General features: G+C 62.5%; 9 protein-coding genes. 8 read left to right on the forward strand and 1 reads right to left on the reverse strand.

Annotation, left to right across the window (positions count from 1 at the left end; all coding sequences use genetic code 11):
- Positions 1 to 109: 109 nt before the first annotated feature.
- From I41_RS06230 to carA, 4 genes are all read left to right on the forward strand, one after another.
- Positions 110 to 523, forward strand: a complete 414-nt coding sequence (locus I41_RS06230) for a GntR family transcriptional regulator (protein WP_145431726.1) — start codon at positions 110 to 112, stop codon at positions 521 to 523.
- On the forward strand, positions 520 to 1,476 hold the full coding sequence (locus I41_RS06235) for an ABC transporter ATP-binding protein (RefSeq protein ID WP_145431727.1): 957 nt from the start codon (positions 520 to 522) through the stop codon (positions 1,474 to 1,476). The genes I41_RS06230 and I41_RS06235 overlap by 4 nt, the downstream gene beginning before the upstream one ends.
- A 173-nt stretch (positions 1,477 to 1,649) precedes the next feature.
- A complete protein-coding gene (locus I41_RS06240) occupies positions 1,650 to 3,137 on the forward strand; it encodes a hypothetical protein (RefSeq protein WP_145431728.1) in 1,488 nt (495 codons plus the stop codon).
- A 531-nt stretch (positions 3,138 to 3,668) separates the two neighbouring features.
- Positions 3,669 to 4,799 carry a glutamine-hydrolyzing carbamoyl-phosphate synthase small subunit gene (gene carA / locus I41_RS06245; protein ID WP_145431729.1) on the forward strand — a complete coding sequence of 377 codons (1,131 nt, stop codon included), beginning with the start codon at positions 3,669 to 3,671 and terminating at the stop codon, positions 4,797 to 4,799.
- Positions 4,800 to 4,898: 99 nt separating this feature from the next.
- On the opposite strand, the gene I41_RS27080 is transcribed toward carA, so the two are convergent.
- Entirely contained in the window at positions 4,899 to 7,265 is a 2,367-nt protein-coding gene (locus tag I41_RS27080) for a VIT domain-containing protein (protein WP_168206729.1), read from the reverse strand.
- A gap of 222 nt (positions 7,266 to 7,487) precedes the next feature.
- Between I41_RS27080 and I41_RS06255 the strand changes: the two genes are divergently transcribed.
- The 4 genes from I41_RS06255 (at position 7,488) to I41_RS06270 (ending at position 12,000) form a co-directional block, all read left to right on the forward strand.
- A complete protein-coding gene (locus tag I41_RS06255; protein ID WP_145431730.1) occupies positions 7,488 to 8,801 on the forward strand; it encodes an adenylosuccinate synthase in 1,314 nt (437 codons plus the stop codon).
- A gap of 231 nt (positions 8,802 to 9,032) precedes the next feature.
- Complete coding sequence (locus tag I41_RS06260) at positions 9,033 to 9,785, forward strand: isoprenyl transferase (protein ID WP_145431731.1); 753 nt, start codon at positions 9,033 to 9,035, stop codon at positions 9,783 to 9,785.
- A gap of 10 nt (positions 9,786 to 9,795) precedes the next feature.
- Positions 9,796 to 10,692: a phosphatidate cytidylyltransferase gene (locus tag I41_RS06265; RefSeq protein WP_145431732.1), complete on the forward strand. Its 897-nt coding sequence runs from the start codon at positions 9,796 to 9,798 to the stop codon at positions 10,690 to 10,692.
- A gap of 363 nt (positions 10,693 to 11,055) precedes the next feature.
- Positions 11,056 to 12,000, forward strand: a complete 945-nt coding sequence (locus tag I41_RS06270) for a PhoH family protein (RefSeq protein ID WP_145431733.1) — start codon at positions 11,056 to 11,058, stop codon at positions 11,998 to 12,000.
- The last annotated feature ends 32 nt before the right edge of the window (positions 12,001 to 12,032 follow it).

Genomic DNA, 12,032 nt, shown 5'->3' on the forward strand with positions numbered 1-12,032 from the left:
TCGTTCTTGGCTTAAAAATGCTTGACCTACTAAAAGAATGGTGTTATACAACTGTAATCACTGCTGCTTTTCTTGCAGTTAGGCACGTTTTTCGGCGAGCGGTTCGGCCATGTTCCTCCGCATCGAAAAAGGCTCCGCGGCCCCGATCTCGCGGCAGATCGCCCATCAGATCGCGTCGCTCTGCGCCGCCGGCAAGTTGAAGCCGGGAGAGCGGCTCCCCTCGGTGCGGGAGCTGGCCCGCGATTTGGGCGTTAATCAGAACACGATCCTTCGCGTCTACGAACGCCTCAGCGGCGACGGATTGCTTGAGATGCGGCAAGGGCAGGGGACCTTCGTCGCCGACGGCGCGCGGGCAAACGCTTCGCCCGGGCAGCGGACGCGGCTGCTCGACGAACTGCGGCAGATCGCGCGGCAGGCGCAGTCGCTGGGACTCAGCAGCGAACAGATTCATGAGTTGTTGTCGGTCGCGCTGGGCGAACTCGACGAACAGGCGGCCCACGATCTTGCGGGGAACTTGTCATGAGCCAGGTTTCGAACAGCGATGCCAGCGCGAAGTTTGCGATCGAACTGCAGGGAGTCTGCAAGTCGTTTCGGCGGACGCAGGTCCTCAGCAACCTGACGATGCGCGTGGAGCGCGGCAAGACGTTTGCGTTCCTCGGCCGCAACGGGGCGGGCAAGACGACTTCGATCCGGATGCTGTTGGGGTTACTCAATCGCGATCAGGGCGAGGTGCGGGTGTTGGGGCTCGATCCGACGGCGGAGCCGCTGAAGGTCCGAGCCCGCGTTGGTTATTTGGCCGAAGACCAGCAGATGTACGGTTGGATGCGCGTCGAGGAGATCGTGCGCTTCGTCGCTCCCTTCTACGCGACGTGGGACCACGACCTCGCGCTCAAGTACCTGCGCGAGTTCGAGTTGCCGCTGGCGACGAAGATCAAGCATCTGTCGAAGGGGCAGAACGTGCGGTTGGGGCTTGTGCTCGCGCTGGCTCACCGGCCGGAACTCGTGATTCTCGACGATCCGGCGCTCGGGCTCGATCCGGTGATGCGGAAGCAGTTCAATCGCGATCTAGTCACCCATCTCCAGGGCGAAGGGCGGACGGTGTTTTACAGTTCGCATCTGCTGTACGAAGTCGAGCCGGTGGCCGACGAGGTGGCGATTTTGGACGGCGGCAGGTTAGTGAGGCAGGCCGATACCGAGACGCTTCGGCGGGACGTGAAGCAGTTCGTGCTCGACCGATCGGCGCTCGCGGCTTTGCGCGACGACATGTCCGTGTTGGAACTGCAGCGCGCGGGCGACGACGCGGCGGTCACCGTGCAAAACGCCTCGGCGGTGCGGGCGCTCTTGGACCGCGAAGGGATTGGGTACCGCATGAATGATCTCAATCTGGATGAGATCTTCGCAGCGTACGTGGCGGGGAAGGTGGATGACGATGCGGGAGCACGGGCGGCGGTTGATGAGCTCGCACCGCAGCGCTAAGCGGCAAGCCGCTAGCCGGAGGGCCACGCCCTCCGGGGTGCAGCGGTGAAGAGTTGGCAATGGCGAATGCGCGAATAGGGTGGAGCGGGTTTGAGGGTTCGGCCCGGACCGCGTGGCGGTCCGGCTAGGTCGTGACCGTGAAGGTGGCGGGGACGCTGTCGGAGGGATGACGCATGAGCGGTGTGTGGCGAAGCTTGTTGTGGAAAGAGTGGCGCGAGCAGCGGTTCAAGCTGCTGGCAATCACGCTGTTCACTGCGACCATCGTGGCGTGGCCGTGGCTATTCGACAGCAACGGAACGCTCTATGAAGCCTTCGTCGTCATCGGTTTTTTCTGCATCCTCTCGCTGGGGTTGTTCGTCGGCGCTTCGTTGGCGGCGAGCGAACGATCTCAACGCACGGTTGGGTTCTTGCAGTCGCTAACGCACTCAACGCGGCGAACCGCAATCGCCAAGTTGGTCATGGCAGCGTTGACGGTTGCGTCGCCGGGAGTCGTTCTATTCGTGGCGGTTAAGGTATGGGAGTCGCTCGGATACATCCCAGCTAATCATGGAATTTCAGCTGCCGCCTTCGCGGCCATCGCCTGGGCTGCGTTTAGCTTTGCAATCTGGGTCGCGGCAATTGCAGTAAATCTTGACGATGAGGTGCGTGCGGGCGCCGTGGGATTCCTAGCAGTGGCATTGTTTTGGGGAGTATTTGCGGTGGCAGTCGACCAATGGTTGCCTGCCAGCGAGGAGCTTATTCAAGCAATGGCCGCTTCGGGCCCTGGCGGCCCTCTGCTGATCTCCATCGAGATCTGCGAAGCGCCGCAGCGAGAGTTCGCGCTGTTGCCTCCGCGACCGATTGGTCGCCTAGTCGTTCTGGCAGCGATTTCTACGTTGGCGATGGCGCTCCTCTACGTATGGCACTTTGGCAGAGTCGCGCCGGCTCAGCGAAAATCCGTGGAGTCAACGGCGAAGAGCGTTGTTCCGGCATGGCTGGCGCCGCCGATGCGAAAGGCGTGGAATGCGATTCTGTGGAAGCAGTGTTGCGAGTCGTTGCCGCTGTCTATGTTGGGGGCAGGGGCAATTCTCTGCGTTTCGGTGTTCATAGCGGTAGCAAGCCGTGGCGATCAGGGAGGAATATTGCGGGATGGCCTACTAGCGATGTCGATTCCAGTTTGGATTCTCATCGGCGGGCTTGTCACGATTGTCAGCGGCATCGGATTGTGGCTCGACGATCTACGCCCCGAGCTGCACATGTTTTGGCGTTCGCGACCCATCGCGACAGGGCAGTGGTTCGTGCTCAAGTTCGCCACTAGCGCCATCATCACGCTTGCCACACTAGCGTTGCCTTCGCTGGTGATCTACGGCCTCCTGACGGCGTTCGGTGAGAGGCCGGTGTGGAATCTCTACGGAGGGGACGATTGGAGGATGCCAGTTTTGCTGGCTCTCATATCGCAATTCGGCTTCTTCTGCGTTGCGGCGGCATTCATGGCGGCGACGCGCCGGCCAATGGTTTCGGCGCTACTGACGATATTCACCGCGGCGGGCTTCGGCTTTTGTCTGCTCCCGCCCTTCTCGCTGGAGGCGACTGGCAGTGCAGTAGTGATTGCGGCGATCTCCGCGATCGCCACGGCGGCGGGGTGGCTCTGCATTCGAAATGACTGGGCGATTGGCCGATAAGGTGACCCGCCGCGTGGCCTCCCCTGACTTTTCCGCAGGAAAAGCCCAAAAAATGAGGGCCCCTGCTCGCCGAAGCAGGGACCCTCTATATTAGGCTGACCGGGATTTCTTGTGCGTTGTGACGTCCAGGGAACCCGGAGACCCACAGCCTACGCGAGACTATCGTCGCGGCTGGCGGCGGTTGTTGACGGGGAGCGCTAAGCCGCGAGCGGCTTCGTCGCGAGCGAACTTTCTGCGGGCGGGCGCGGTCCGCATAACCGGTACGACTGGCGCCCGCTTGCTGGCGCTGGCGGCGTTGGGAGATTAACCACCAAGACATTAAGGACACGAAGACGCACCAAGGAAAACAGAAACACTAGAGAGAGAAAAGATGTCGGGTGCGTTGGCTTCGTTGTCCGATGTGACGCTTCCTGTTCTTGCATTCCTTTGTCCGTCTTGGTGCTTTTCGTGCCTTCGTGGTTAGTCTTTCGCGCCGCTCCGGCGGGTCGTTGACCCGCGGCTACTATCCGATCACCAGTCACCTCTAAAGCGATGTCCAAACCTGCAAAACTTGCTCTCGAAGATGGCGCCGTCTTTACCGGCGTCTCGATTGGCTCCGATGGCGAGGTTGACGGCGAAGTCTGCTTCAACACGTCGATGACCGGCTATCAGGAGATCCTCACCGATCCGAGCTATCGTGGCCAGATCGTGACGATGACCTACCCGCAAATCGGCAACTACGGGGTGAACGACGGCGACCTTGAAAGCGAGCGGCCGCACCTCTCCGGGTTCATCGTGCGAGAGCATTCGCGGGCCGACAGCAACTTTCGTTCGGAAGGTTCGCTGAGCGACTACCTGAAGGAATGGGGCGTCGTGGCGATCGAGTCGATCGACACGCGGGCCCTCGTGCGGCGGATCCGTTCACAGGGGGCGCTCCGCGGCGTGTTGTCGACGATCGATCTCGACGATGTGAGCCTCGTGGCCAAAGCGAAGGCGAGCCCGGGTCTTGTCGGCCGCGACTTGGTCCGAGAAGTGATGCCCGAGATGGCCTGCGAGTGGCAGGAGTCGTGCAGCGAGTGGACTCATCTCAACGTCGAGGGAATTCGCAAGTCGACGGAGACGACCGGTCCGCATGTCGTGGCGCTTGATTACGGGATGAAGTGGAACATTCCGCGGCATCTGTATGATCAAGGTTGCCAGGTGACGGTGCTGCCGGGGACGGCGACGGCCGAGGATGTGCTCGCGCAGAATCCCGATGGCGTGTTCCTGTCGAACGGTCCCGGCGATCCGGAGCCGCTGGAATACGCGATCAAGACGATCCAGGGCGTGATGAAGCAGAAGCCGATCTTCGGCATCTGCCTGGGCCATCAATTGCTGTCTCTCGCCTGCGGCGCGAAGACCTTTAAGCTGAAGTTCGGTCACCGCGGGGCGAATCACCCCGTGCAGCGGCTGAGCGACGGGTTGGTCGAGATCACGAGCCAGAACCATGGGTTCGCCGTCGATGAAGTATCGTTGCCGGCGTCGTTGGAAGTGACCCACCGCAGTCTCAACGACAACACGATTGAAGGGGTTCGGCACCGCGAGCTGCCGCTGTTTAGCGTGCAGTATCATCCTGAGGCTTCGGCGGGGCCGCATGATAGCCACTACCTGTTTCAGGATTTTCTTAAGGCGATGGCGAAGTAGGCGCGCAGCCCCCGGCTCCGCCGGGGGGTAGCGTGACGCAGGACGACGCCTACAGGTGTGGTGACCGACCCCCTGGCGGAGCCAGGGGCTACAAGGACTTCACCACTGGTAGACTTGGCCGTCGAGTTCGACGACTACCGGCTCGTCGATCGCCAGGTAGGGCGCCACATGTTTGCCGTGCTTCGCGACGAGGTCGAAATACTCGTCGCTGAAGCGTTCGATCTGCTTGGCTGACTTTTCTTGATCCTCGCTGAGCGCCGCATCGACCCAGCGATCGCCGCGGCGGTTGAATGTCTTGCGGCCGATGTTGATCATCGATTTGGCGACGACCTGGCGGTCTTGGAGGGCGTCGTAGTAGACGACGCCGCGGCCGCGAGTTTCGAGCGTGCGGTGAAACGACTCGCCGCCGAAGCGACCGCCGTAACCGCCTGAGGCTCCAGCCTCGGCTGGCGCCGCGGCACTGGCCGTTGCCGGGAGGGCGGCGGGCTTTTCGGCGAACTGCAAGGCGCTCTTGTTGTACCGAGTTTTGAAGGCTTGTTCGCCTGCGGCCGCATCGAGCGAGGAGAGCGAATCGGCTGCCGCATCGCGCAGTAGGCTCAGTTCGCGAATCTGGTTGTTCTCGTCGGCGAGGAACGAGGTATAGGGCGTGAGGATGCCGTGCTTCGTGGCGAGGTCAACGAGTTCCTTCACTAGCTCGTCATTGCGGCCCTTGAGGTCGATCTCGTCGATGATCTCGCCGACGCGGCGGGTGGCCCAGAGCTTGGCGACAAAGGCGTTCGCGTCGTCGTCGCTGTGGGCGGCGAGTTCGGCGGGGAAGCGGAACGTCTTTTTTTCGCCCGCGAGCTTGCCGCGGAGAGTCGCCTTGGAGTCGCCGGGGACTAGGTAGCGCCCGACGATCACCGCCTGATCGCCGGCGAAAAGATCCAACTTGCCGCTGGGATAAAGGCGGCTGACGACGTCGCCGTCGGACTCTTTGGCGCCTTCGACGTCGATGGCGAGCTCGACATCGGTCATCACCGGGGCGCCGATGCGGCGGTAGAGGCTGCTCACCGCGGTTTCGATGTTCTCGTTGGGGCGGACGTACTCGCTGCGGCCGAAATTGTCGCGGGCAAGGCGATCGAGCATGCGGCTGTTGACGTCGTAGCCGACGCCGAAGGCGAAGAGGCGGGCGCGAGTCTTGTTCGCTGCGGCGGCGTGCTTGGCAATGGCGGCTTCGTTCATCTCGCCGACAGTGGGAAGGCCGTCGGTGAGGAAGATGACGTAGCTGGGGCGGTCGACGTCCTCGAGCATGCCGAGACCGCGGTCGAGGGCGCCGTTGATGTTCGTGCTGCCGCCGGCGAAGAGGCCGTTGACGAAGCCGATGGCGGCGCTCTGCGAGTCGTCGTCGAACTTTTGGAGCTCAGGGCGGAAGGCTTCGACTTCGCTGTCGTAGGCGACGATGTTGAAGGTGTCGCCCTTCTTAAGATTGTTGAGGACGAACTTGAGGGCTGCCTTGGCCTGATCCATCTTCTCACCGCTCATGCTGCCGGAGCGGTCGACGACAAAGATCACCGTCTTGCCGGTGGATTTGGCTTTCTCTTCGTTGGCGCCGTCGTCCCCATCGTCTTCCGTCGATTGGATCTCCGGCGTGGCGAGGAGCAGGAAGTAGCCCGGCTCGTCTTTCTCGGGGCGGTAGCTGATGACGCTCGCGGCGACCGGTTGGTCGCCGGCGTCGAAGAAGAGGCGGAAGTCTTCGGTGGGGATGGTTTCCTCCGCGGAGTATTTTACCAGCGCCTGCCGTTTGCCGGTGCGTTCGATCTTCACCTCGTGCGTCGGGGAGTAGATGTTCTTGAGGTCGATGGGGCTGTCGATGGCGACGTTGAGATTCAGCTTCTTTAGCAACCCGTCGGTGTACTTGGCGGTGCTGAGGGGGAAGAGAAAGTCGGTGAGGCCAGCCGAGCGACGGCAGAGCTGGGTGTAGCGGAGGGTGATGGTGCGCGTTTCCCCAGCGGGGATGGGAAAGACGCTGGTCTGAAACATGCCGGTTCCGACCCACTCGAGCAGCGCTGGATCGCGATTAGTGCGGACAATCTCTTCGTACCGCCGTCGAGCTTCCTCCTTAGCAAGGAGCTTGGCAGGGAACTCCTTGCCGTCGACCAGGAGAGTCAGCTGGTCGATGGCGCCGTCGTAGGGAAGGGGGAAGACGAAGGAGGCTTCGATCTGGGCGCTGCCGGTGTTCTTAAAGGTTTGTGAGACTTGCACGCGAGCGACGGAGTCGCTGAGCTTAGCGTCGACCTCGAGCGATTCAATGTGGTAGCTGCTCACCGCCGGAGTTGGGTGCGGCGGCATGATCGGGCGGGGGAGTCGAAAGCCGTGCTCGGGACGCGCGTCCACGAGCATCCCCTGGCCGTGCGCCGTGGCGGCATGGCCCGTCAGGGTCCAGGCGGCGAAAAGTAGGGTAATCGGCTGCCAGCGGAGAGAGGCCATCGCTGCTGCTCCTGCAATCGGGTCACGGTGAGAAGTCGCACGCCAATTGGATGCAGCGGCTGGACGCCGAGTTCCCTCAAGTGCGAACTTTTCCCCAAAGTCGGGCCCATTTTCAGCGGTGTTGGAGCCCCGAGCGTTCAGGTACAATCGAGCGGTTGCGCGGCGGGAACTGTCCGTTGCAAGCAGTCTGCGCAGATCTTCGTTCGTTGAGGAGCAAACCGCGTGTCGGGCACCTGTGTCATTGGACTTCAATGGGGCGACGAGGCCAAAGGGAAAATCGTCGACCTGCTCACTCTGCGGCACGACATCGTCGTGCGCTACCAGGGGGGCGCCAACGCCGGGCATACGGTGAAGGTGGGCAATGAAGTGTACAAGCTGTCGCTGCTGCCCAGCGGCGTGCTCACTCCGGGCGTGACCTGCGTGATCGCGGGCGGGGTGGTCTTCAACCCAGCGAAGGCGATCGAGGAGCTTGACGAGCTCGCGACGCGCGGACTCGACGACTACGACAATTTGAAACTGAGCGACCGCGTCCACGTCATCTTCCCCTGGCACTTCGCCGAAGATCGGGCGATGGACTCCAGCACCTCCGACGGCGAGAACATCGGCACGACGCAGCGCGGCATCGGCCCCTGCTATCGCGACAAAGTTGGCCGCGCGTTCGCAATTCGCCTGGGCGACCTCTACCGGCCAAACTTCCGTGAGCGCGTCGAGCATGTGACCAGGGCGAAGAACGTCGCCCTGGCAGCGATGATGCCCCGCGATCAGTTCGTGCCGCTCAACGCCGCGGACATCTACGAAGAGTACAAAGCCTACGCCGAACGGCTGAAGCCGTACGTCGATGATACGAACGAGTATCTGCTGAGCGCCGCGGAAGCGGGAAAGCGAATTCTGTTCGAAGGAGCCCAAGGGGCGCTGCTCGACGTCGATCACGGCACATATCCGTACGTCACCAGCAGCAACAGCTCGGGCGTGGGCGTGTCGAACGGTTCCGGCGTCCCGGGCAAATACATCGATCACGTCATTGGCATCGTCAAGGCGTACAGCACGCGCGTCGGCGGGGGACCGTTCCCGACGGAGCAGGACAACGCGATCGGCCAGCAGATTCGCGATCAAGGGAACGAATACGGCACGGTGACGAAGCGCCCGCGCCGCTGCGGTTGGCTGGACGCAGTGGCCATCCGGTACACCGCGCGGCTGAGCGGCGTCGACTCGATCTGCGTGATGTTGCTCGACGTGTTGAGCGGCCTCGACGAGCTGAAGATCTGCACCGCGTACGAAATCGACGGCAAGCAGACGATCCAGTTCCCCAGCCACGTGGACGACCTCCGCAATGCCACGCCGATCTACGAGACGCTGCCCAGTTGGCAGGAAGACATAACTGGCGTGCGCGAACTCGACGATCTACCTGCCAATGCACGGGCCTACATCGAGCGGGTCGGTGAGATCGTCGGCGTGCCGGTGGAAATGGTTTCGGTCGGACCTGCCCGCGATCAGACGATTCCCGTGGGAACGGGCGCGCCGGCCGGGGCTCGGTAGTGAGGGTGTAACGGGTCGGGACCTTTTGCCACTGGCGACTTTCTTTGGCTGAGCGAACTCACCGTGGCAAACCGCTACGGACCCCGATCACGCGGCAATTTCTGGTTGTAGGATTTCTGAGGTAAAATTTCAGGGCGGGATAGAAGAGGGTTGGCAAACGCCGTCTGGCGGCCGCGTTTGCGAGCAACCGAGTGGAGTAGATCCGTCAGAATCCTCCGTCGTCCCATCGGCATGCCCCTTACCGAGTCGATTCCTGAAGTCCTAGCCGCGGTGCCGCGCGAGCGCTGGCCACGGCACGTTGCCATCATTATGGATGGCAACGGGCGGTGGGCGCAGCGGCAGGATTTGCCTCGCATCGAAGGCCATCGCCGGGGCGTGGCGAGCGTGCGCCGCACGACCGAGGAGTGTGCTCGGCTCGGGATCGAGCAACTGACGCTCTACTGCCTATCGAGCGAAAACTGGAAGCGGCCTCAGCCCGAGATCGATTTCCTGATGCATCTGCTCGAGCAATACATGATCGAAGAGCGGACGACGATCATGGAGAACAATCTTCGAGTACGGATGATCGGCCGTCGCGAGGGAATTCCAGGCCAAGTGCTGCGAGAACTCGACAAGACGGTCGAGATGAGCTCGACCAACAGCGGTACGCGTCTGAACCTCGCCATCAACTATGGCGGACGGTCCGAGATTGTCGACGCGATGCGCTCCATCGGCCGCGAGATCGTCGCCGGCGAGTTGCAACCGGCCGAGGTGACCGAAGCGACGATCGCCGAGCACCTCTACACGGCCGGCCTCGACGATCCCGACCTACTGGTGCGCACCGCGGGCGAATTGCGGATCAGCAATTTTTTGCTCTGGCAGATCAGCTACGCGGAGATTTGGGTCACCGAACGCTGCTGGCCGGAGTTCGATGAAGCGACGCTGCATGCGGCGATCGTCGACTATGCGCGGCGGAACCGGAAGTTCGGCGGATTGAACGGCTGAAGGAGCGCGCGTGCTGCGGTGGCGACTCATTCTCGGCGTGCTGCTGGTCGCCGGACTTGCTGGCCTCTGTTGGTTGGATGCCCACGCGCCGTGGCCCGGGCTGTACCTCGGTCCGGTGGCAATTCTGGCGGCAGTGCTCGCGACGGGCGAAATGCTTCGGATGTTTCGCGCTCAGGGGCACGAGCCGACCGCGTGGCCTGCGTACGTCGGAACGCTGCTGCCGGTCGCCGTGAGTTGTGCGGCGGTCAGCGGTTATGCCCAGCCGCCAGTGTTTAGCTTGGGTCGGCTCGGTTGGCTTGCGCTCGCGCTGGTCGCGGGATTAGGCATCGCTATTGTCGGGGAGATGCGGCGGTACGAATCTCCCGGTCACTCGATTGTCCGCTTGTCGCTGACCGCACTATCAGTGCTGTACGTCGGCGGATTGCTGGGGATGCTCGTTCAGTTGCGTCTCGTCGAGCCGTACGGCTATGGCCTCGGCGCCTGGGGACAGTTGTTGCCGCTCCTTTCGCTCATCGCGACGGTGAAGCTGAGCGATACGATGCAGTACACGTTCGGCCGACTCTTCGGTAAGCACAAAGTCGCTCCGAGGCTCAGCCCCGGAAAGACTTGGGAGGGGACGATCGGCGGCATCGGTTCGGCAACGCTGATTGCCTCCGGCGCATTAGCCTACATCCTCCAGGGGAGCAGTGGACTGCAACCGCTGATGCTGGCGAAGACGGCCGCCTTCGCCCTGACAGTGACGATCGTCGGCATCATCGGCGACTTGGCCGAGTCGATGCTAAAGCGGGACGCTGGCGTCAAGGATTCGAGCGACTGGCTGCCGGGGTTCGGCGGCGTGCTTGATATCCTCGATTCACTGCTGCTCGCGGCGCCGGTGGCGTATTTGTTTTGGGGGGTGGCGCTATAGGGCATTTGCCAGGGATGGGTCGAACCTGGGGCCGGACTGGTCGCTGAACCGACCACTCCGGCGGATTTTTCATTCAGGGAGCGATTCGGCAGGGAGCACCGGATTGAGGCCGGCGTGCGCGGTTCGATCCCTATAAACCGTTCGTGGGCAATTGTTTAAGGGCCCCTGTCGACAATCGACCGAGTAACCGACCGGGAGCCGGGTATACTTGGGGAAGCAGGCCCGGATGGCGCGTCTCTGGCCAGCAGGCGCCGGGGCGATAGGATACTTGTTTCGTCTGGGACTGCTGACTGGGCCACCGTCTCGCTGGCCACGTACACCTCAGGGCATTTTGCGACTGCCAGCGCGCCGTCGCGTCTCTGCATGATTGAAGCATCGATTTCGGTAGGAAGCGCCGAAGACCTTGTCTTGCTGCTGGGCGCCAAGGATCAGCACCTCAGACAAATCCGCGGGATGATTCCGGCGAAGATCTCGACTCGCGACGGCAAAGTCGTGGTTCAGGGAGACGAGGGAGCCGTCATTCAAGCGACGTCCGTCTTGGAGGAATTGCGGGCCGCAATCGCCAAGCAAGGGGCGCTCGACTCGGAGCAGGTGGCGCAGATTGTCCACCGCATCACGGGCAACGGGTCGGAAGTCTCGCCGAATGCACCGCCGATCGATATCCGCGCTGGACGAAAGATCCGCCCGCGCACGCCGGGGCAGGGCGAGTACGTCAAGGCGATTCGGTCGCACGACCTTGTCATTTGCGTGGGACCAGCCGGCACCGGCAAGACGTATCTCGCCGTCGCCACGGCCGTGGAGGCGCTGCGCGATCAGTCGATCCGGAAGATTGTGTTGGTTCGCCCCGCGGTAGAGGCCGGGGAGAGCCTCGGCTTTTTACCTGGCGATATGCAGGCCAAGATCAATCCCTACCTGCGGCCGCTGCAAGATGCGCTGCGGGAGATGATCGATCACGAGCAGGTCCGTCGCTATATGGAAGATGACGTCATCGAGGTGGCGCCGCTCGCTTACATGCGCGGCCGCACGCTGAACAATGCGTTCATCATCATGGACGAGGCGCAGAATACGACAGTCGGCCAGATGAAGATGTTCCTGACGCGGTTGGGCGAGGGATCGAAGATGGTCGTCTCGGGGGATACGTCGCAGGTCGACTTGCCCCACCACGCGCGCAGCGGGTTGGTCGACGCGCTGCATCGCCTCCAGGGCGTGGGCGGAGTTGCTTCGGTGCGTCTGACCGGTTCGGACATCGTGCGGCATCGTCTGGTGCAGGACATCGTCCGCGCGTACGAGGAGGGACCGAACGGTTAATCGCCCGCGGCTCTAGTCGAGCCGAGCGTTGA

The sequence above is a fragment of the Lacipirellula limnantheis genome, from assembly GCF_007746075.1.
GTDB classification, from domain to species: domain Bacteria; phylum Planctomycetota; class Planctomycetia; order Pirellulales; family Lacipirellulaceae; genus Lacipirellula; species Lacipirellula limnantheis.

Excerpts from the sequence above, each read along its gene's own strand:
- I41_RS06270 (WP_145431733.1), top strand. The coding sequence starts at position 11,056 with ATGATTGAAGCATCGATTTCGGTAGGAAGCGCCGAAGACCTTGTCTTG.
- I41_RS06260 (WP_145431731.1), top strand. The coding sequence starts at position 9,033 with ATGCCCCTTACCGAGTCGATTCCTGAAGTCCTAGCCGCGGTGCCGCGC.
- I41_RS06235 (WP_145431727.1), top strand. The coding sequence starts at position 520 with ATGAGCCAGGTTTCGAACAGCGATGCCAGCGCGAAGTTTGCGATCGAA.
- I41_RS06240 (WP_145431728.1), top strand. The coding sequence starts at position 1,650 with ATGAGCGGTGTGTGGCGAAGCTTGTTGTGGAAAGAGTGGCGCGAGCAG.
- carA (WP_145431729.1), top strand. The coding sequence starts at position 3,669 with ATGTCCAAACCTGCAAAACTTGCTCTCGAAGATGGCGCCGTCTTTACC.
- I41_RS27080 (WP_168206729.1), bottom strand. The coding sequence starts at position 7,265 with ATGGCCTCTCTCCGCTGGCAGCCGATTACCCTACTTTTCGCCGCCTGG.
- I41_RS06230 (WP_145431726.1), top strand. The coding sequence starts at position 110 with ATGTTCCTCCGCATCGAAAAAGGCTCCGCGGCCCCGATCTCGCGGCAG.